A 19,721-nucleotide genomic window follows, 5' to 3' on the forward strand; every position below is an offset into this window, starting at 1 on the left:
CCGCCCGGGTCCTACGACTCGAACGTCTGGGTCCAGAGCTCGGTGCCGTCGGCGTTGTTGTAGACGTAGGTGACCCTCTGGTTCGGGGTGACGCCCACGGACTCCATGGCGGGGAACACCGCCGTCTCACAGAGGTCCTTGAGCTCCCCGGCCATGCTCTCGAGCTGCGTCGCCGCCTCCTCCGGGTCGACCTGCTGCGCGTAGGTGTAGGCGAACACGGCCGTGTCCGGGTACTCCGCCGTGACCGTGACCTCGGAGTAGATCTCCTTGAGCGAGTCGCCCGCTGCCTCCAGCTGCTCCTGCTCGAGCGCGACGTACTCGTCGAGAGCCGCCTCCTGGTCGGCGGCGCCGGTCTCCGCCTCCTCCTCCTCGGTGGCGCTCGGCTCGGCCTCCGGGGTGGTCGGCTCGGAGGTGGCCTCCTGGGTGGTCTCGGTCGTCGCCTCGGGCTCCGCGTCGTCCGAGCCGCAGGCGGCGAGAGAAAGGGCGAGCGCGAGCGCGGCCAGGGACGTCGCCCCCGCGCGGATGGTCTTGGTGTGCACGAACCTCTGCCTTCGTCGGTGGGTCCGGCCCGTTCGGGCGCGGAAGAGCGCAGGTCCGCCGGGTCGGTGGCCGATCTGCGCTCCGAGTTACGGGTCTACCCGTTCGCAGTCCGTGGCGCACGTCGGGAGGTTGTCGACTACTGTTGTGCAGGTCGGCACCGGGCGGGTTGCCGACACCCGGCGGGAGGGGAGCCCCATGGGAGATGAGCAGGTCGTGGACCGTGCGCAGGTGATGAGGCCCGCGCCGTCGTGGCACGAGGCACTCATGGCGGAGCACGCTGCGGTGCAGTCTCGGCTGAGGGTGATGATCGACGCCGACGATCAGGGCGAGGAAGCCGTCTGAGCGAGGCGTTGCCCGGCACTCGCGGGGCGCCGGACGTCGCGGGCGGGGAGCCAGACGCCGATCGTCTGGCGGCGCCTGTCGTGCACCTCGACGAGCACGCTGCGAGAGGTCCACGCCCAGGCGACGGTCTCGAGGTGCTCCTCGCCGTCGTGCTCCCACACGAGCCGCGCCGTCACGGGGACCGGGAGGTCACAGCTGCGCTGCGCGCGGCGGTGGGGGATGCGCTGCTCGTTGAGCACGCACTGCCACACCGCGGCGTGCGCGTCCCACGCGAGCAGCTCCTGGGTCACGGCCCCATCGTGGCGCGAGGGTGTGACGTCGCAACCACGGCTGCCTCCTCGCATCCCGATGAGGAGCGCCGCCGGGGACGGTCGGTCCTGGTATGAGCCGAGTCATCGCCGACATCACCACCTCCCTCGACGGCTTCGTCACGGGTCCCGGAGCCGGGCCGGAGCGCGGCCTCGGTACCGGCGGCGAGCCCCTGCACCGCTGGGCCTTCTCCGACGACCCCGCCGACCAGCGCACCCTCCGGGAGGGCACGGCACGGTCCGGCGCCGTGGTCATGGGGCGGCGGCTCTTCGACGTCGTCGACGGGCCGCGGGGCTGGAGCGAGCAGGTCGGGTACGGGGCCGGGGAGGCGGGGACGCCCCCGTTCGTCGTCGTGACGAGCTCACCGCCGAGGGCCGTCCGGTTGACGGGTCTCGACTGGACCTTCGTGACGACGGGGCTCGCCGCCGCCGTCGCGGTGGCGCGGGAGCGGGCGGAGTCGGCGGCGGAGGAGCGCTGTGAGGACCTCGACGTCGTCGTCATGGGCGGCGGGGCGACGATCGCCTCGGCGCTCGCGGCCGGGCTGGTCGACGTGCTCTCGCTCCACCTCGCGCCGCTCATCCTGGGCGCCGGGACGCCCCTGTTCGCGGGAGCGCAGCCGCGCACCCTCGTGCAGCGGTCCGTCACCCCGACGTCGACGGCGACGCACCTCGTGTACGACGTCGTCACCTAGGACAACCCTGACGGCTCGAATTCATCTCCGCGGAGAGGGCGGGCGGTGCGAGGTCGTCCACTCGCTCACCGGGGAGGCTTGGGTGTGTGGGGCGGTTCTTCCTCGGGGCTCTCGACGGGCCGTGGTGAGCGTGGCTCAACACCGCAACCAGGGCTTCTGCGTGGGGGGAGGGCGAGGGCGGGCGTCCTCGAGCGCGGAGATCTGAGGCATTGCTCGGCGAGCAAGAATCTGTCGGCGGTCCGGTGGAGCGGGTTGCCGCCGCAGGCGTCGTGGCGCCCTGAGGCGGTCGCGTCCGCCCGCCGTGTCGAGGCGGGGAGTGGTCGCGTCGGGTGGACGTCGGTACGGCCTCGACCGCTTTGACAGTGATCAAGAGCACCTCTACAGTCTCGTCTTGTACAGGGTTGTCCCCAGACAAAGAGGTCATACATGATTACGCTTGTCGGTAGCTACGGGGTCGGCCTCACCATGCGATCGGCGCGCATCCCGGTGGCCGGTGAGACGATCTCCGACGGCTCCTTCTCCTCCAGTCATGGTGGCAAGGGGTCCAACCAGGCCGTCGCCGCCGCCCGCCTCGGTTCCTCGGTCTCCATCCTCACCGCCGTCGGTCGCGACGAGTTCGGCGACTCTGCCCTCGACCTCTGGCGGGCCGAGGGCATCGGCGTCGACGCGGTGGTGCGGACCGATTCCCCGACGATGGTCGGGGTCATCCTTGTCGACGGTGACGGTGAGAACCGCATCGTCATTGCCCCTGGCGCACTCGACGACCTCACTCGCGACCACGTCTCGAGCTTCGAGCCGGCGATCGCAGCCTCCGACCTTCTCGTGGTGTCCCTCGAGATCCCGCTCGAGGTCGCCGCCGCCGCGCTCGAGACCGCCCACCGCCACGGGGTGAGGACCTTGCTCAACCCCGCGCCTGCTCAGCGCATCCCCGCGGAGGTGTGGCCGTGGATCGACGTCCTGACCCCCAACGCCAGCGAGGCGCGCACCATGCTCGGCCTCGCTCCTGACGCGACGGCAGCGGATGACGAGCTGGTCGACCGCCTCCGGGAGGTCTGCGAGGGCGTCATTGTCATGACCCTCGGAAGCGCCGGTGCCCTCGTCGACGACGGGGAACGGCGCTACCGCGTCGACCCTGTCCCGCCCCGCGCCGTGGTCGACACCACGGGGGCCGGTGACACCTTCACTGGCGCGCTCGCTCACGCCCTCGACCAGGGCAAGGAGCTGCCCGCTGCCGTCCGCCTCGCTGCCGCTGCTGGCGCCTATGCCGTCGGTATCGCCGAGGTCATCCCCTCCATCCCTCACACCGAGGAGCTCGACGCCTTCATGAACGCCTCCGTCCAGGCAGGTGCGCGATGACCGCCACCGCAGCACCGCCGGCACCCCGCACCGTGTCAACCGCTCGGCCCTCGCCGCTCAGGCGCTTCCTCCACGCACGCGAGGCCAGCACTCTCATCGCCCTCGGCCTCCTTCTAGTCGTCGGCGCGCTCGTAGCCCCCGGCTTCACGGGCAGCAGCAACCTGCTCACCGTCGGCCAACAGGTGGCCCAGCTCGGCATCATGGCCGTGGGCATGACCTTCGTGCTCATCAACGGCGAGATCGACCTCTCGGTCGGCTCGATCTACGGACTCGGAGCCATCACCACCGGCCTGTTCATGGCCGACGGGATGGCCTGGCCCGTCGCGTCGCTGCTCGGCGTCCTGGCCGGAGCCCTCGCGGGGTTCCTCAACGGCATCATGACCGTCGGCTTCGGCATCCCGTCCTTTATCGTCACGCTCGGCACCTTGAGCGTGTACCGCGGTCTCGCGCTGCTCATCAGCGGCGGCTCGCCCATCTCCCTGTCCTCCGGTGACCCCGGGGTCACCGAGTTCAACCTCCTCGGTCAGGGACGGCTGTTCGGTATCGTCCCGATGCAGCTCATCTTCTTCGTCGTCGTCGCCTTCATCGGCTACGTCGTGCTCGCCCGGTCCCGGTACGGGTTCAGCAGCTACGCCGTCGGCGGCAGTGCCGAGGCGGCGCGGCTGTCCGGCATCAACGCCAACCGCGTCAAGGTCGTCGCCTTCACGATCTCCGGCACGGTCGCCGGTCTGGCCGGCGTGCTCGGCCTGTCCTTCCTCTCCTACGTGCAGGGCGTCACCGGCACCGGCATGGAGCTGACGGTCATCTCCGCCGTCATCATCGGTGGCGCCGCCCTCGCCGGCGGCTCCGGCACGATGCTCGGCACCACGATCGGTGTCCTGTTCATCGGTGTCCTGCAGAACGTCCTCAACCTCCGCGGCATCTCGTCCTTCTGGCAGACCGTCGCGACCGGCGCCGTCATCATCATCGCCGTCTCCGCTGACGCCTGGCTCGGGCGCAGGTCCGGCTCCAAGAAGTAGACCCCACCCGCCTCATCAGACAAGGAAGTCATCATGTCCCGTTCCACCCTTCGTCGTTCCGCCGCCGCCCTGCTCGGTGCGGGCGCCCTCCTCCTTACCGCTGCCTGCGGTGCCGTCACCTCCGGTAACGGCTCCGCCGCTGCCGAGGACGACGGCGACGGCGGCTTCCAGCTGGCCCCCTACATCCAGGACGCCGTCGACGCCGGCGAGACCCTCGAGATCCGCCTCAGCTACCACGACCCGTCGCTCGCCTTCGCCGTCCCGATCCGCGAGGGCATGCAGCGCGCCGCCGAGGAGCTCGGCGTCAACGCCGAGATGATCGGCCCCTCCGGCGGAGACGCGGCCGACCAGGTGTCGGAGCTGCAGACCCTCATCAACCAGCAGGCGATCCACGGCCTGGCCGTGTCCTCCGCGAGCAACGACGCGCTCAAGCCGGTCATCCAGCAGGCCTACGACGCCGGTATCCCGATCATCTCCTTCAACACCAACAACCCCGACTCCCAGCAGATGGGCTTCGTAGGCCAGGACCTCGTCGCCTCCGGTGAGGCGCTCGCGGAGGAGCTCCTCACCGTGCTCGACGGCGAGACCGGTAAGGTCGTCGTCTTCTCCGTCGACTCCGGCGCCGGGTGGTCCAACGACCGCTTCTCCGGCTTCGAGACGGGCATCGAGGGCAGCGGGATCGAGGTCGTCGGCCCAGTGAACACCGGCAACGAGCCGACCGCCGCCTACAACACCGTCGAGTCGACGATGGCCGGCCAGGGTGACGCGCTCGCCCTCGTCTCGCTCGACTGCTGCAGCTTCACCGCGGGGGCGCAGTGGATCGAGCAGTCGGGCAAGGCCGGTGAGATCCACGCGATCGGCTTCGACGTCCAGCCGCAGACGGTCGGCTACCTCGAGCGTGGCGTCGTCGACCTCACGATCAGCCAGGCCCCGGCGGAGCAGGGCTACCAGGCCGTCAAGCTCCTCGCGGACTTCCTCAAGGACGGCGTGGAGATCGACGACGTCGACACCGGTGTGCTCGTCGTCACCCCGGACACCGTCGCCGACGTGCCGGTCGAGGGCTGACCCGTGCAGGCAACCGACCACTCCCGGCAGGTCGCCCTGTCGGTCCGGGGCCTCACCCGGCACTTCGGACCGGTGCGCGCACTCAACGACGTCACCCTCGACGTGTACGACGGCACGCTCACCGCCGTCATGGGGGAGAACGGAGCGGGCAAGTCGACGTTCATGAAGATCCTCGCGGGGCTCGACTCCCCGACGGCGGGGGACGTGGAGGTGCGCGGCACGCCCGTCACGCGCTTCGACCCGTCCGTCATGCTGAGCGAGCACCGGGTGGCACTGGTCCCGCAGGAGCTGGCCCTCGCGGGTGAGCGGACCGTCGCGCAGAACATCATGCTCGGGGCGGAGCCGGGCAGCCGGTTCTTCCCGAGCGGACGAGCGATCGACGCCCGCGCTGCCGAGCTGCTCGACCGTCTCGGCGAGCGTCTGGACCCTCGCCGTCTCGTGCGTGAGCTCGATGCGGCAACGCAGCAGATCGTCGTCATCGCCCGGGCACTGGCGCGTGAGGCGCGCGTGGTGATCTTCGACGAGCCGACGGCGGTGCTCTCGCCCGCGGAGTCTGAGCGCCTCTTCGCCGTCATCGAGGGCCTGCGCGCCGACGGTGTGACGATGCTCTACGTCTCCCACCGGATCCCGGAGGTTTTCGCGCTCTCCGACCGCATCCATGTCCTGCGGGACGGCCACCACATCGGCGGCTGGGACACCCCGGAGGTCACGCCCGACCAGATCGTCGGGTCCATGGTCGGCCGAGAGCTGTCATCCGAGCTCGCACGCTCGGAGACGACTTCGCACCGCGAGAGTGGGCAGGTCCCGCGGCTCACGCTGCGTGAGGTGCGGGCATCTCGGGTGCACGATGTCAGCCTCGAGGTGGCACCGGGCGAGGTGCTCGGCATCGCGGGGCTACCTGACAGCGGCCGCGTCGAGCTCCTACGGGCCGTCTTCGGCGCCGATCCGATCGACGGCGGCACGATCGCCCTCGACGGCGAGGACGTGCGCCACCCGTCGCCCCGGGACGCGATCGCCAACGGCATCGCCTACCTGCCGGGTGAGCGGCGGCACCAGGGGATCTTCCCGACGATGAGCGTGGCCGACAACATGAACGTGCTCACGCTGTCGCGACGCTCGCAGCTCGGCCTGCTCCGTCGCGGCGCACTCCGCGCCGACGCGAAGGATAGGGCGGAGCAGCTGCGCGTGAAGATCTCCAACGTCGGGCAGGCCATCACTCAGCTGTCGGGTGGCAACCAGCAGAAGGCGCTCATTGCGCGATGGCTGGCGATCGACCCCCGGCTCATGCTCCTCGACGAGCCGACCCGCGGTGTCGACGTCGGAGCCAAGGCAGAGATCTACGCGGTCTTCCGGGAGCTCACGACGAGCGGCATGGCCATGGTCGTGTCCTCCTCTGACCTGCCCGAGCTGCTCGCGATCACTGACCGCATCGCGGTCATGGCCGCCGGCCACGTCGTCGGTGTCCTGCCGACGGCGACCGCGACCGAGGAATCAATCATGGCCCTGGCCACTGGGGCCGACACACTCAAGGAGAGTGCCTGAAGTGAAGCGGAACGGAATTCTCAACGCCCAGCTGTCCGGGGCGCTCGCGACCCTCGGTCACACCGACCTCGTCATGGTGGTCGACGCGGGCTTCCCGATCCCGAGCACCGCGACGAGGGTGGACCTGGCGATCGCGGAGGACCTTCCCAAGCTCGAGACCGTCCTCGAGCTCGTGAGCAGGGAGCTCATCGTCGAGGGCGTCGTCCTGGCAGAGGACGTCGTTACCCACAACGAGCCGCTTGCGGCGTTCGTTCAGGAGACCTTCTCCGATGCTCCGCTTGAGACTCGGTCGCACGCCGACATGCTCGGCGAGATGGCTCAGCGCGCCAAGATCATCATTCGCACCGGTGCTTTCAACCCGTGGGGCAACGTCGGCCTCGTGTGCGGGGTGGACGTCCCGCGGTGGTTCGACGAGCCCGGCGTCGTCGTGCCGGACTACTACCAGGACCGCATGCGCGCCGCCGAGTCGCGGACAGACTGAGCGGTGTGCCCTGCCTGTCACCACGTGTGACGGTGGTGGGCAGGGCATGATCGTCCAGGCAACGACGCGCGGAAGGAGGCGGCCAGTGGGAGCCGCACCGATGTTCGACCATGAGGGTCCGCAGCCACTGAACGTTCAGGTCTCGGACGTCATCAGGGAGAAGATCATCTCGGGGGAGTGGCAGCCCGACCACCGGCTGAGCAGTGAGCCGGAGCTGGCCCAGGAGTTCGGGATTTCCAGAGGCACCCTGCGACGGGCGATCTCGACGCTCATCCGCGAGGGCCTGCTCGTGCAGGCGCGTGGTCGCGGGACCTTCGTCACCGCGACCGCCCTCGAGCCCTCCATCGCGCAGAAGCTCACCACCCTGAGCGAGGACTTCGCCCACCGAGGCGAGGAGGTGCGCACGGAGGTGCTGACCGTCGACACGATGCGGGCGCCGGCCCCGGTCTCGGCGCTGTTGGACCTGGCGAAGGGGCAGGACGTGTTGCACCTCGAGCGTGTCCGGTCATCCTCGAAGGGGCCGGTGGCCTACCTCGTGAACTACGTCCGGCTGGACGTCGCCCCTGGCCTTGAGACCGTCGACTTCAGCCACCAGTCTCTCTTCGGTGAGCTGGAGTCTCGGCACGGGCTGAAGATCTCCCGCGGCCGTCGCACCTTTAGTGCCGTCGCGGCGACGGCAGAGCTTGCTCAGCGCCTGGGCGTCCTCGAGGGGCACCCCCTGCTGTACCTCGAGCAGATCACCTACCTCGCCGACGGTCGTCCCGTCGAGTACTCCGATGTGTGGATCCACAGTGAGCGGATGCGCGTGACCTCGCTGCTCTCTCGCTGACAGCTGCCCTTCTTGCAATAGACCATTGTTCCCGCCTGGCCTAGAGTTGTACATAGTTGTCCATAGACAAGTGGAGTGAAAACATGACCGAGCCCAGCCTCGCCCCCTACATCCAGCACACCCTCATTGACACCGGCGTGACCAGGGACCAGATGGTCGCCCACGCCGAGGAGGCACTTGAGCACGGGTTCAACGCCGCCATGGTGCCCGGCTCCTGGGTGCCACTCGTGGCCGATGTCCTGCGCGGCAGCGGCATCAAGGTGGCCTCCGCCCTCGACTTCCCCACCTGCGGCGTCATGACTCCCGCCGGGAAGGCTGCCGAGGCGGAAGCCTTGGTCAAGGCCGGTGCGGATGAGATCGACTGCGGAGTTCAGGTCGGGTGGCTCAAGAGTGGCCGCTACGACGACTTCCGTGACGACATCGCGGGTGTCGTCGCCGCCGGTGTGCCTGTCAAAGTCATGCTCGAGCTGCCGCTTCTCACGGCGGAGGAGAAGGAGGCGGCGGTCGAGCTCTCGATCGAGGCAGGTGCCGCGTTCCTCAAGAACGCAAGCAGCGGCGCCGTCGAGATCGCCAATCCGGCGAGCATCGAGTTCCTTGTTGCTCGCGCGCCCCAGGGCGTGCAGGTCAAGGCGTCCGGTGGCATCAAGGATCTGGACCAGGCGCGTTCGCTCATTGCGGCAGGCGCCGTGCTGCTCGGGACGAGTGCGGGCATCGCGCTGGTGACGGCGACCGCTGACGAGCTCACGGTCTCCTACTGAGCTCGTGGTCAGGGGCTCGCGGCGTCGAAGGCGCGGCGGGTCCCTGACCATCCCCGGGGCTGTGCCGCGTCGAAGGACGGCCAGAGGTCCGGGGCATGTGTCACGCCGAGGCGTGGTGGCCGCCCCCGTGCTCGGACCGGTCGCCCGCGGACACAACCGCCGTGGCGCTCGAGCACGGGAGGAACGACTCCCGGCCACCGCCGCCGTACTCGGCCCGCACCCGGTGGCGCCCCTCCTTGAGGTGGTGGAGCACGAGCATCGCCCGCCCGCGCCGGTCGAGCCGGACCGGCTGGCCGACCGGTGCGTCGTCGACGACGAAGGTCACCGACCCGCTCGCCGCCGCCCACTCCTTGCCGCGGCCCGAGAGCGGCAGGACGGTCGCCACGAGGATCGTCCCCGCCCTTGGGTCGGGCCGGTCGACGACGAGCTGCACCGTGACGGTGCGCCGGGCGAGGGCCTGCTCGCGCAGGTAGTCCCGGGCGAACTCCTCGTCCCCGGTCGCCGCGACGTCGAGCGCGCAGTCGTGGTGCAGCGCACCGTCGGTGACGAGCCGGCACGCACGTTCGGCCGCCTCCACCGACAGTCCCGTCACCGGCGGTTGCGCGCCCGGCACGTCGAACCAGGGCTGGAGCCGGCACGGCGGTTTCACCGCCGGCCAGCGCCGGTCGGTGAACGACGCCGTCGACTCCCCGGGTCCGTAGACGAACAGGCTCGTCCCGTCGGTCACCCGCCACGCGTCGGCGAAGGTCCGGTAGAGCACCTGGTGCCGCGCCCGCAGGCTCGCCGGCAGCGGGCCGACCGATGTGCGCGTCGGCAGCATCGGCAGCCAGCTCCCTGCGGCGATCGGCCCCATGATCCCCTCCTCGGCCTGGGTGCGGGAGACGTGGACGTTGAAGTACCACAGCCCGTACGCCGACCAGAGGTGGGGTGTCACCGTGAGCACCGCCTGGCTGGCGTAGTCCACACGCAGGCCGCTCGCGCCGTTGTCGAGCGGGACGGCGGTGAGCCGGTGCTCGTCGAGGTCGAGCCCGCCGCGGGGGAGCCGGACCCGTTCGCCGTCGACGAGAAGCTCGGGCTCGCCCTTCTCGCCCGGGCGGCTCTGCTGGTACACGACGCGGTGCTCGCCCACGCGCGCCGCCACAGCGGTGTTGAGGCTCACGCACGAGGTGAGCCCGGTGGCCGGGTCGGTGACGGGGCTGGCCGCCCGGACCGGCCAGTGGCGGGCCTGCACCTCCATGCCCTCGTGGTCGCGCAGGAGGACGAACTCCCCGGCGCCCTGGAAGTCGTAGCGGTTCCCGTCGACGGTGTGGACGTGCGGGTCACCGTTGTCCGCGCCGTCGTCGGGTGCGCCCACCTTGAGCCGGAACACCGCCTGGTCCACCCGGCCGGCGGGGTCGGTCCCCGTGACGTAGACGTACTCGACGTGCGGCGTCGCCCCGGCGGCGTCGTAGCTCCACGACCACGTCCCACCACCGGTGTCCACCACCGTCCCGGCGGTGGCGGTGAGGGTGACCGGGTCGCCGTCGGGGTGGTGGTAGGTGCCGTGCCGCTGCGCGATCCCGCCCACGGGCGTGTAGGCCCACGACCCGCCGACGTCGACGTGCGGGCGCTCGCTGCCGTCGCCGCCGGAGACGACGAGCTCGCTGATCATTCCCTGGTGGTGGTGGATGAAGATGTGGCAGTGGAACAGCCACCGGCCGAGGGCGCCGCCCATCGTCACGCCGTCCTTGAGCGTGCGTTCGTCGAGCCGGACCCTGAACCGCAGCGTGTACGCGGCCGGGATGTCGACGTTGTCGCGGAACTCGCGGTAGGGCCAGGTGTACGTGGGGAACCCGGGTTGCTCGAGCGCGACCGGCTGGATGGAGAACCCGTGGAGGTGGAACGGGTGGTGGCTGCCGCTGAGGTTCGTCACGGTGAGCTCGAGCACCTTCGCCTTCTCGGCCCACCGTGACGTCGCGATGTGCGGCGCGTCCGTGTAGGAGGCGAAGCCCATGAACGAGCCGCTCACGCCGTCGATGCCCGTCGTGCCGGTCACCTGGATGTCCTGGAGGGCGGAGCCCGGCTTGGCGGGCGTGAAGGTGGCGGGGTCGAGCAGGGTGTCCGTCGTGGGGCCGAGGGTCTCGACGGGCGCCGGGACGGCCGCCCGCAGCGCGGTGCCCGCCGCGATCGTGTAGGTGCTCGGGGCGGGGCCGGTGACCTGGAGGTGCATGACCGGAACGGTGGGCAGGCCGGCCCACAGACCTCCGTTGCGGCGGAAGTCGCGGGTCCACAGGGTGAGCACGCCGCTCGCCGTCGGGGGGATGGCGGCGACGACGTCGGCGCGGCTGCCGGGCGGCAGGAGGATCTCCCCGACGTCGTACTTGGCGTCGTGACCGCCGACGACGCCGCCCTCGGTGATCGCCGCGTCGAGCAGCCCGCCCTCACCACCGACCCGGAGGAGCGGGACGGTGGCCCCGGTGCTCGTCGTGAGGATGAGCCGGAAGTACCGGCTGATCGCGCAGTTGGCGATCTGCAGGCGCAGCCCCTGGCCGGCGAGGACGTTCATCGTCTGCGCGCCGGGCAGCAGGGCGCCGGGAGCCCCCGGCTGCCCGAGCCGCCCGCCGACGGCCACCCCGTTGGTCAGCACGGTCTGGCCCTCGTTGTGCTGGCCGGGGCGGAACACGCTCGGGACGTCGCCCAGTCCGTACGACGCCAGGGCCGGGTCCCCGGCGTCGTCGACGGCGGTGGGGAGCTCGCACAGCGTCACGGGTGTCGGGGGTGGCTGGGAGGTGGCGCCGCTGAGCCACTCGGGCCGGTCGGCGGCCGGCAGGGCGGTCGGGTCGGGGTAGGTGGTGGCGTCGTTGGACCCGGGTGCCTTGCACACCGTGATGTCGCTGAGCACCAGCTGCCGGGTGTCCGCCGCCCCCGGCAGCACACCGGCGGCGACGAGGGCCGCCTCGTGCGGGTCCGCGATGACGATCATCCCGTACATGCCGCGGAAGACGTGGTTCGTCGCGTGGTGGTGGTGCGGGTGGTACCAGTACAGGCCGGGGCGGGTCGCGCGGAACGCGTAGAGGTAGGTGCCGCCCGCCGGCGCGGGCGCCGGGGGCGGGTGGTGGGAGGCGGGCTGGACGCCGTCCTGGGTGACCTCGGTGCCGTCGGCGGAGTTGGCGAGCTCGATGCCGTGGAGGTGGACGCCCATCGGGTGGTGCATCTCGTTGACGAGCCGGACGAAGGCGCGGTCGCCCACGTCCATCCGCAGCGTCGGGCCGGGGATCGCCCCGTTGAAGGTCTCGGCGTGGGCCATGACCCCGCCGATGTCGACCATGGCGTGGCGGGTGGCGATCGTCGTCTCCAGCCACGTGGGCGTCGAGGGGTCGGCGTCGACGGCGACGGGCACCTCGTACGGGCTGCCGCCGCTGGTCATGGCTCGTCCGCCGGAGCTGCCGCCGGGCGCTCCTTCCCGGGGCGCTCCTCCTTGCCCGGTGGGCGCTCACCGGCCCGCTCCTTGACGGTGTGCCGCAGGTTCGGGCTGGTGCTCGAGTGGTACTCGAACTTCCCGCCGCCCGAGAAGACCGCGCGGATGACGTGGCGGCCCGGCTTGAGCCGCAGGACCGTGCGCACCCGGCCGCCGTCGTCGAGCTCGAGCGGGCGCCGGAGGGGCACCTCGTCGACGACGAGGGTCACCGAGCCGGTGGGCACCGGACGGCCGGCGGCGAGCGCGGACACGCGGGCCGTGACGGCGAGGGCACCGGCGGGCGGCCGCGCCTCCTCCGGCGGGACGTCCCGGGGCATCCGGTCCCCGAACACCGGCGCCTCGAAGCCGGCGATCTCGACCTTGGTGCCGTAGATCCGCAGCTCCTGCGCGGTGACGTAGCCGCGGGCGAACTCCTCGTCGCCGGTGGTGGCGACGTCGAAGACGCAGTTGGCGTGGAGGTCGGGCTCGGTGACGACCCGGCAGACCATCTCGGCCTTCTCGAGGTCCATGCCGTCGAGCTGGTGCAGTCCCGGCGGGGCGAGCTCGGGTCTGATGGTGTCGCACGGTGGGCGCTCGCCGGGCCAGTCACGGTCGGTGAAGGTGTCGGTGGACGTCCCCGGCTCGTAGACGAACATGCTCGACTGGTCGCCCACCCGCCACGAGTCGGCGAACGTGCGGTAGAGGAGCTTGTACCTGTCGTGGAGGTCGGACGGCATCGGGCCGACGTCGGTGCCGTCGTGCAGGCGCGGCAGCCAGCTCTTCTCGGGGAGGTACCCCATGACGCCCTCGTGCGCCGCCGTCCCGGAGACGGCGACGTTGAGGTACCAGACGCTGTAGCTGCCCCAGAACGCCGGGGTGACGGTGACGACCGCCCCGGTGGTGTAGTCGACGCGCAGCCCCTCCTCGCCGTCGGCGTCGAACACCGTGAGGCGGTGCCGCTCGAGGTCCAGGCCGTGCGACGGCAGGTCGCGGGGCTTGCCGTCGACGAACAGCTGGAGTCGCCTGCCCTCGCGGGTGGGTTGGTAGGAGACGGTGTGACGCCCCACCCGGAGGGCGACGGCGGTGATGATGCTGACGCACACGGTGAGGCCGCTGTGGCCGTCGGTGACGGGGTTCGCGGCGTTCACCGGTGTCTGCCGCACCTGGACCTCGAGGCCGTCGCCACGGAGCAGGGTGAACTCCCCGACGCTCTGGAAGTCGTAGCGGGTGCCGTCGACGGTGGTGGTGTGGGGGTCGCCGGTGTACGCGCCGTGCAGGAGGGAGCCGGCGCCGAGCAGGCCCCAGTGGTGGCCCTGGAGCTCGTCGGAGTGGAACGCGAACGGGGTCCACTGGAAGTTCAGGGAGCTGTGGCCGGAGAGGTACTGGACCACGGCCGAGCCGTTCGGCGTGAACGTGAGGTCGGCGTTGACCTTGCCGTCGTAGACCTCCTTGCCCGACCAGCCCCCGGGCAGGGTGCCGGCGCGCACGGTGAACTCACCGGGGTGCGCGGTCTGGACGGCCGAGCGCTTGGCGGCCGTGACCGAGGAGAGCAGGTGCCCGATCCGGCGCCTGAGGTTGCGGCGCTGGACGGTGTCGACGGCCGGGAGGGCGGTGTAGTCGGCGAGCAGCTGGTCGATGCGGGTGGCGCTCCACGTGGCGAGGTCCGGCAGCCCGATGCCGGCGAGGTCGAGCGAGGCGCCGACCAGGCCGTTGGCGATCGGGCGGTCGTCCGGGGTGCGGGTGTGCTGGTTGATCGTCGTCGCCTTGGCGACGAAGGGCCCCAGGCTCGACCGGCCGCTCAGCCGGCTGCCGAGGTGGAGCTCGAACAGGGCCATCGGCTCGAGGGCCGCGCCCCAGATCTCCTCCGGCTGCGGGTCGGCCGGGTGCTGCGGGTTGTTGCCCGCGAGGTAGGTGTCCGGACCCAGGTCCACCGGCTCCCCGATGAGCGGGTCGCCCCGGGTGAACCGCTCGGGTCCCGCGGCGGTGGTGCCGACGACGGCGTCGACCGCGGTGGTCACCGGCTGCGCGTGGCTGCGCAGCGCGACGGGGCCGTTGAAGCGGACCACCCGGCCCACCGGTGTCTCGAGGTTCTCCGGCACGTTCCCGACGGGGGGCACGAAGTCGGGCTCACCCTCCAGCGCCCACGTCCATCCGGGCGGGACCACGGCGTCGTTCGTCGCCGTGTACACGGGGTTGCGGTTGTAGGCCGCGTTGTCGGTGGCGAACCGGGCCTCGAACCGGCCCCGGAAGTGGACGACCGGGCTGTTGAGCGAGGTCACCGCGAAGCTCGCGACCACGGCGGCGCCGTCGAGCACCTCGATGACGGTGTCACCCCGCGCGCCGCTCTGCAGGGTCGCGTGCACCATGACGCTCGACGGGGTGGTGGAGAGGGTGAGGGAGGTCTGGGAGAAGACGAGCCCGGCGACGTTGGGGGAGGCCTGGAGGGTCACCGCGAGCGTGCCGGCGTCGGTCCACAGCAGGAGCTCGGCCGGGTACGTCGAGCCCAGTGGGGCGATGAGGAAGCCGTCGCCCACCGCGTTGCCGGCCAGTGACAGGTGAACGGCCATGGTGACGCCTCCCGGGTCGGTGCGCCCACCCGTGGACGCTTGATGACCTGCGACGATGCTAGGACCGGCGGTGCTGCCGGGTCGATGTCCCCGAGGGCCGTCCGCTGCGCCCGATCGGGCAGCGCGGGCGGGTCACCTCCTGAGCGCGCCCGGCCGCGCCCGCGGCACGCGAGCGGGGCCGCCGTCGTCGTCCCCGGTTGTGGCGGTAGGCGCGGGAGGCGAACCTGGCAGTCCGGACCTGACGAGATGGAGTGACCCTCATGCGCGGAGCTGTTTTGCACGGAGCGGGCGACGTCCGCGTCGAGGACCTGCCGATGCCGACCGTCCAGGAGCCGACCGACGCGGTCATCCGGCTCGCCGCGGCCTGCGTGTGCGGCTCGGACCTGTGGCCCTACCGCGGCGCGGACGAGATCCGGGAGCCCAGGCCCATGGGGCACGAGTACGTCGGCGTCATCGAGGAGGTCGGCTCGGCGGTGAGCAACGTCAAGGTCGGCGACTTCGTCGTCGGCTCGTTCATCGCCTCCGACAACACGTGCGAGATCTGCCGCTCCGGCTACCAGTCCGCCTGCGTCCAGCGCGTCGGCATGACCGGCTCCCAGGCCGAGTACCTGCGCGTCCCGCTCGCCGACGGCACGCTCGTCGCCACGCCCGGTGAGCCCGCGCCGGACCTCATCCCCAGCCTGCTCGCCGCCTCCGACGTCCTCGGCACCGGCTGGTTCGCGGCCGCCGCGGCGCAGGCGGGGCCGGGCAGGACGGTGGCGGTCGTGGGCGACGGCGCGGTGGGGCTGCTCGGAGTCCTGGCAGCCCGCGAGATGGGCGCCGAGCGGATCATCGCCCTCAGCCGGCACGCCGACCGGCAGGCCTTGGCGACGGAGTTCGGCGCCACCGACATCGTCACCGAGCGCGGTGACGAGGGCGCGGCCGCCGTCAAGGAGCTCACCGACGGGCTCGGCGCCCACTCGGTCATCGAGGCCGTCGGCACGCAGGAGGCGATGCTCCAGGCCATCCGCTCGACCCGGCCGGGCGGGCACGTCGGGTTCGTCGGTGTCTCCCACGGCGTCGAGATCCCCGGCAGGCTCCTCTTCGGCTCCCACGTCCACCTCCACGGCGGGCCGGCGCCCGTGCGCGAGTACCTGCCCGAGCTCATCGACCTCATCTGGGACCGGCGCATCGACCCGGGCCGCGTGTTCGACCTCGAGGTGCCGCTCGAGGACGCCGCCGAGGCGTACCGCGCGATGGACGAGCGCCGGGCGATCAAGGCCCTGCTGCGGGTCTGAGGCGCCGCCGGCGGGCCCCTGCGCCGGGACGCACCTCCCGTCGTCCGGACGCACCTCGTGCTGCGTGCGGGAGTACCGGACGTGCGTCCCGGAGTGAGCACGAGATCACCACATTCTGCCCCTCGCGCCGGCGGGGCGGCGGCCACTAGCCTGGCCCTCGCGAGCAAGGAGGCCGCCATGCAGATCAAGCACCACCTCGTCGTGTTCGACGCCGCCGACCTCGACGCGGAGAGCCGCTTCTGGGCAGGGGTGGTGGGAGGAACCATCGAGGCCGACGACGACTGGCACGAGGTGGTGGTCGACGGCAAGCCCGTTGTCGCGGTGCAGCTGGCGCCCGACCACGTGCCGCCGGACTGGCCCGACGGCACCCCGCAGCAGATCCACCTCGACCTGTGGGTCGACGACATCAGCGAGGCGCACGAGCACGTGATGGCGCTCGGTGCCCGGCTGCTCAAGGGCGCCACGAACGGGAACGCGGCGGACACGTTCCAGGTGTATGCGGACCCGGCGGGGCACCCGTTCTGCCTGTGCTGGTGAATGCGTCGCGACAGTTGTCCGGAGACGGGAAGAATTCTTAGACACCTGTGCCTTTGCCGCTTACCGTGGTACTAATAGCCCTGTTGGCATCGGGCGGTGCCAGCACCCCGGACGGGAGGGCAACCCCATGGGCACCCAGCGAGATCACCTGGTCGAGACATCGGCCGAGCGCACGGAGTCGGTGGAGCGCACGAAGTCGTGGCGCGACACCGTGGTGGCCGAGTACGAGATCCAGCAGGCCGCGCTCCGTTTCGTCATCGGTGAGTTCGGGGACTCCGAAGAGTTCCTCTGACGGGATGCCGCCCGTCAGGCGGCTCAGCCGCCCGCGCGGCTGATCGCGAAGGCGGTGACGAAGCCGACCGCCGCGATCAGCCCGGTCAGCGTGCGCGTGCGCTCGAACGCCTCGGGGATCATCGTGTCGGCGAGCATGGTGAGGATGGCGCCGGCGGCCACCGCGGTGATGGCGGCGACGGCCTGCGGTGACGCGGAGCCGAGGAGCAGGTAGCCGAGGGCGGCCGCGACGGCGCTGGCCACGGCGATCCCGCCCCACACCCCGAAGACGTACCGCGCGCTGCGCCCGGACCGCTTCATCCCGGCGGCGCTCGACAGGCCCTCGGGCAGGTTGGAGATGAACACCGCGGCGACGACGGCGGTGCTCACCCCGGCGCCGCCGAGCAGGCTGGCGCCGAGGACGACCGACTCCGGCACGCCGTCGAGCAGGGCGCCGACGGCGATCGCGGCCCCGCTGCCGCTGGACTCCTCCTCGCGGGGCTGCTGCCCCTGCGAGCGCTTGCGGTGCCGGGCGCCGCGGCGGGCGAGGAGTGCGTTGGCGAGCATGTAGACGACCGCCCCGGCGAGGAAGCCGAGGGCCGTGGGCCACACGCCGCCGACGTCGGCCGCCTCCTGGACGAGCTCGAAGGCGAGTGCGGAGATGAGCACCCCGGAGCCGAAGGCCATGACGCCCGCGACGACGGCCGCCGGCACCCGGACGAACCACGCGACGGCGGCCCCGATGACGAGGGCGGCGCCGCCCAGCGCCCCCCACGCGCCTGCCTCGAGAACCTCTGTCACGTGCTCCTCGATCCATTCGGTGCCGACCGGCCACCCATCCCTACACCGGGAAAGGACGGACCGCGACCCCATGGTGAGTTCGAGCGCGGAATGGCGTGCCGGTCGAGTGGTGCCGTGATATCAATCGTTCGACACCGGGCGGTGAGAACACCGGACCGGAAGGCAGCCCCGTCTGCGATGAAGCGACACCACCTGACCGAGATCACCGACGAGCGCACGGACCCGCGGCGCGAGACCGTGGCCGCCGCGCACGAGACCTCGCCGGCGGCGCCTCCGGTAGCAGCCGCCGAGCCCGGGGACATCGAGGAGTTCGTCTGACCCGAGCCGCGACGCCGCCGTCACCCGCCGTCGGCGGGCACGGTGGCGTGGGCGGCGGGACGGCGGACGGCGCCCACGGCGAGGAGCGCCGCAGGCGTCAGGAGCGCGGCCGCGGCCACGTTGACCGCGCGGAACCCGCCGGCCGCGAGGACCGGCCCCGCGAGGGCGGCGGCGGCTGCGCCCGCGTAGCTCATGACGGCGTCGGTGGCGCCCTGCAACGGGACCCGGACGTCGTCGGGCGCGACCTCGGTGAGCAGCGCGGAGGCGGCGATGAGCGACGCCGACCAGCCGAGCCCCAGCACCGTGAGCGCGACCGCGGTGAGGACCGGTCGACCGCCCGAGGCCGCCGCGACGAAGCCCAGGACGGTGGCGACGAGGAGGACGGCGATGCCTTCGACCGCCACGGTGGTGCCGCCGGACCGGTCCACCAGCCATCCGAAGACCGGGCTGAGCGCGTACATCCCCAGCACGTGCACGCTGATGACGATCCCGACGAGCTCGAGGCTCATGCCGCTGTGCTGCATGTGCACCGGCGTCATCACCATGACCATGACCATGACGGCGTGCGCCCCGGCGATGAGCCCGACGGCGAACCGGGCCACCGGGTGGCCCGCGGCCCAGCGCAGGGCGGCCGTGGCACCGACCGCCCGGCGCGATGACGCGGCGCCCGCCTCCGGCCGTCCGACGGCTCCGTCCGCCGGTCCGCCGGCGGGGCGGAAGAAGGTGCCGAGGACGGTGGCGGCCACGGCGAAGGCCAGCGCGGAGAACAGGTAGGGCCCGGCGAGGCCCGGGACCCCGACGCCCGACGCCACCCGCTCGCCGGCGGCGGTGAGGTTCGGACCGGCGACCGAGCCGATCGTCGTCGCCCACATGACGACCGCGATCGACCGGGCGCGGGTGGCGGCGCTCGCGCCGTCGGCGGCGGCGTACCGGGACTGGAGGTTCGCGGCCTGGGCCACCCCGAAGGTGCCCAGCCCGAGCAGCAGGAGAAGGAAGGAGCCGACGACGGCGGCCGTGACGACGACGCCGGCGCCGAGCAGGGCGATCGTGTACCCGAGGGTGAGCGACCACCGCCGGCCCCGCCGGGTGGCCAGGGTGGCGAGCGGGACGGCGGCGACCGCGGCGCCGAGGACGCCCGTGGCCTGGGCCAGGCCCGCGACGGCCGTGCCACCGAGCTGCTCGGCGAGCAGGGCGCCGACGGCGATCCCGGACGCCACCCCGATCCCACCGAGCACGTTGCTCAGGGCGAGGAGCACGACGGCACGGCGCTGGCTGTGGTGGTCCTGCGGCATCGCTGTCCTCTCGCCGACGGGCCGAGTCTAGGACCGAGGCGAAGCCGGGAGCTCTCGGACTGCCGCGGTTCGCGACGCGCGGAGGGCGCAGGCCGGGCCGAGCCCCTCGGCGGTGTGCGCCTGTTACGTGGGCGCAACAGCAGGTAACTCGCGGGAAACGACGGTCTCGCAGTATCGCCTCACACCTGGGCGTCTCGTTCCGAACGGCGGAGCAGTCCTGGGGTAGGGGGCGTCGCCATGGCCGAGGAACAGCAGCTCATGCGTCCCTGCGGCCGCTCCGTCTGCCCGGCT

General features: G+C 71.9%; 18 protein-coding genes. 12 read left to right on the forward strand and 6 right to left on the reverse strand.

The window, feature by feature from the left end:
* Positions 1 to 11 precede the first annotated feature (11 nt).
* Together GD632_RS07935 and GD632_RS07940 are read right to left on the reverse strand one after the other, a co-directional pair.
* Positions 12 to 539, reverse strand: coding sequence for a DUF4854 domain-containing protein (locus GD632_RS07935; protein ID WP_152190715.1), 528 nt, complete (start codon positions 537 to 539; stop codon positions 12 to 14).
* Positions 540 to 860: 321 nt separating this feature from the next.
* Positions 861 to 1,172 carry a hypothetical protein gene (locus tag GD632_RS07940; RefSeq protein WP_152190717.1) on the reverse strand — a complete coding sequence of 104 codons (312 nt, stop codon included), beginning with the start codon at positions 1,170 to 1,172 and terminating at the stop codon, positions 861 to 863.
* Positions 1,173 to 1,264: 92 nt separating this feature from the next.
* Between GD632_RS07940 and GD632_RS07945 the strand changes: the two genes are divergently transcribed.
* The 8 genes from GD632_RS07945 (at position 1,265) to deoC (ending at position 8,932) form a co-directional block, all read left to right on the forward strand.
* Positions 1,265 to 1,882, forward strand: a complete 618-nt coding sequence (locus tag GD632_RS07945; RefSeq protein WP_152190719.1) for a dihydrofolate reductase family protein — start codon at positions 1,265 to 1,267, stop codon at positions 1,880 to 1,882.
* A 426-nt stretch (positions 1,883 to 2,308) separates the two neighbouring features.
* Entirely contained in the window at positions 2,309 to 3,238 is a 930-nt protein-coding gene (locus GD632_RS07950; RefSeq protein ID WP_226924744.1) for a ribokinase, read from the forward strand.
* Entirely contained in the window at positions 3,235 to 4,257 is a 1,023-nt protein-coding gene (locus GD632_RS07955) for an ABC transporter permease (protein ID WP_152190722.1), read from the forward strand. Before GD632_RS07950 ends, GD632_RS07955 begins: the two co-directional genes overlap by 4 nt.
* Positions 4,258 to 4,290: 33 nt before the next feature.
* Positions 4,291 to 5,322, forward strand: a complete 1,032-nt coding sequence (locus GD632_RS07960) for a substrate-binding domain-containing protein (protein ID WP_152190725.1) — start codon at positions 4,291 to 4,293, stop codon at positions 5,320 to 5,322.
* 3 nt (positions 5,323 to 5,325) lie between these two features.
* A complete protein-coding gene (locus GD632_RS07965) occupies positions 5,326 to 6,864 on the forward strand; it encodes a sugar ABC transporter ATP-binding protein (protein ID WP_152190727.1) in 1,539 nt (512 codons plus the stop codon).
* Position 6,865: 1 nt separating this feature from the next.
* On the forward strand, positions 6,866 to 7,345 hold the full coding sequence (gene rbsD, locus GD632_RS07970) for a D-ribose pyranase (RefSeq protein WP_152190729.1): 480 nt from the start codon (positions 6,866 to 6,868) through the stop codon (positions 7,343 to 7,345).
* Between the two features lie 100 nt (positions 7,346 to 7,445).
* The gene (locus tag GD632_RS07975; protein WP_152190731.1) at positions 7,446 to 8,174 is read left to right on the forward strand and encodes a GntR family transcriptional regulator; all 729 of its coding nucleotides are present in this window, start codon (positions 7,446 to 7,448) and stop codon (positions 8,172 to 8,174) included.
* 83 nt (positions 8,175 to 8,257) lie between these two features.
* Entirely contained in the window at positions 8,258 to 8,932 is a 675-nt protein-coding gene (gene deoC / locus GD632_RS07980) for a deoxyribose-phosphate aldolase (protein WP_152190734.1), read from the forward strand.
* A gap of 100 nt (positions 8,933 to 9,032) precedes the next feature.
* Here deoC and GD632_RS07985 read toward each other — a convergent pair whose 3' ends face one another.
* Both GD632_RS07985 and GD632_RS07990 read right to left on the reverse strand, forming a co-directional pair.
* Positions 9,033 to 12,338, reverse strand: coding sequence for a multicopper oxidase domain-containing protein (locus GD632_RS07985; RefSeq protein WP_152190737.1), 3,306 nt, complete (start codon positions 12,336 to 12,338; stop codon positions 9,033 to 9,035).
* Positions 12,335 to 14,935 (reverse strand): Ig-like domain repeat protein, encoded by a 2,601-nt coding sequence (locus GD632_RS07990; RefSeq protein WP_152190740.1) that lies wholly within the window; start codon positions 14,933 to 14,935, stop codon positions 12,335 to 12,337. Before GD632_RS07990 ends, GD632_RS07985 begins: the two co-directional genes overlap by 4 nt.
* A gap of 260 nt (positions 14,936 to 15,195) precedes the next feature.
* Between GD632_RS07990 and GD632_RS07995 the strand changes: the two genes are divergently transcribed.
* From GD632_RS07995 to GD632_RS15970, 3 genes are all read left to right on the forward strand, one after another.
* Positions 15,196 to 16,212 (forward strand): zinc-dependent alcohol dehydrogenase family protein, encoded by a 1,017-nt coding sequence (locus tag GD632_RS07995; protein WP_152190950.1) that lies wholly within the window; start codon positions 15,196 to 15,198, stop codon positions 16,210 to 16,212.
* 177 nt (positions 16,213 to 16,389) lie between these two features.
* On the forward strand, positions 16,390 to 16,749 hold the full coding sequence (locus GD632_RS08000; RefSeq protein WP_152190742.1) for a VOC family protein: 360 nt from the start codon (positions 16,390 to 16,392) through the stop codon (positions 16,747 to 16,749).
* A gap of 127 nt (positions 16,750 to 16,876) precedes the next feature.
* Positions 16,877 to 17,041 (forward strand): hypothetical protein, encoded by a 165-nt coding sequence (locus tag GD632_RS15970; protein ID WP_193311403.1) that lies wholly within the window; start codon positions 16,877 to 16,879, stop codon positions 17,039 to 17,041.
* 23 nt (positions 17,042 to 17,064) lie between these two features.
* Here GD632_RS15970 and GD632_RS08005 read toward each other — a convergent pair whose 3' ends face one another.
* Positions 17,065 to 17,820, reverse strand: a complete 756-nt coding sequence (locus GD632_RS08005) for a ZIP family metal transporter (RefSeq protein WP_152190745.1) — start codon at positions 17,818 to 17,820, stop codon at positions 17,065 to 17,067.
* Positions 17,821 to 17,997: 177 nt separating this feature from the next.
* Here GD632_RS08005 and GD632_RS15975 point away from each other — a divergent pair, with 177 nt between their 5' ends.
* Complete coding sequence (locus GD632_RS15975) at positions 17,998 to 18,138, forward strand: hypothetical protein (protein WP_193311404.1); 141 nt, start codon at positions 17,998 to 18,000, stop codon at positions 18,136 to 18,138.
* Positions 18,139 to 18,158: 20 nt separating this feature from the next.
* Here GD632_RS15975 and GD632_RS08010 read toward each other — a convergent pair whose 3' ends face one another.
* Positions 18,159 to 19,430, reverse strand: a complete 1,272-nt coding sequence (locus GD632_RS08010) for an MFS transporter (protein WP_152190747.1) — start codon at positions 19,428 to 19,430, stop codon at positions 18,159 to 18,161.
* Between the last annotated feature and the right edge of the window lie 291 nt (positions 19,431 to 19,721).

It is taken from the genome of Georgenia satyanarayanai, assembly GCF_009193135.1.
Taxonomy (GTDB): Bacteria; Actinomycetota; Actinomycetes; order Actinomycetales; family Actinomycetaceae; genus Oceanitalea; species Oceanitalea satyanarayanai.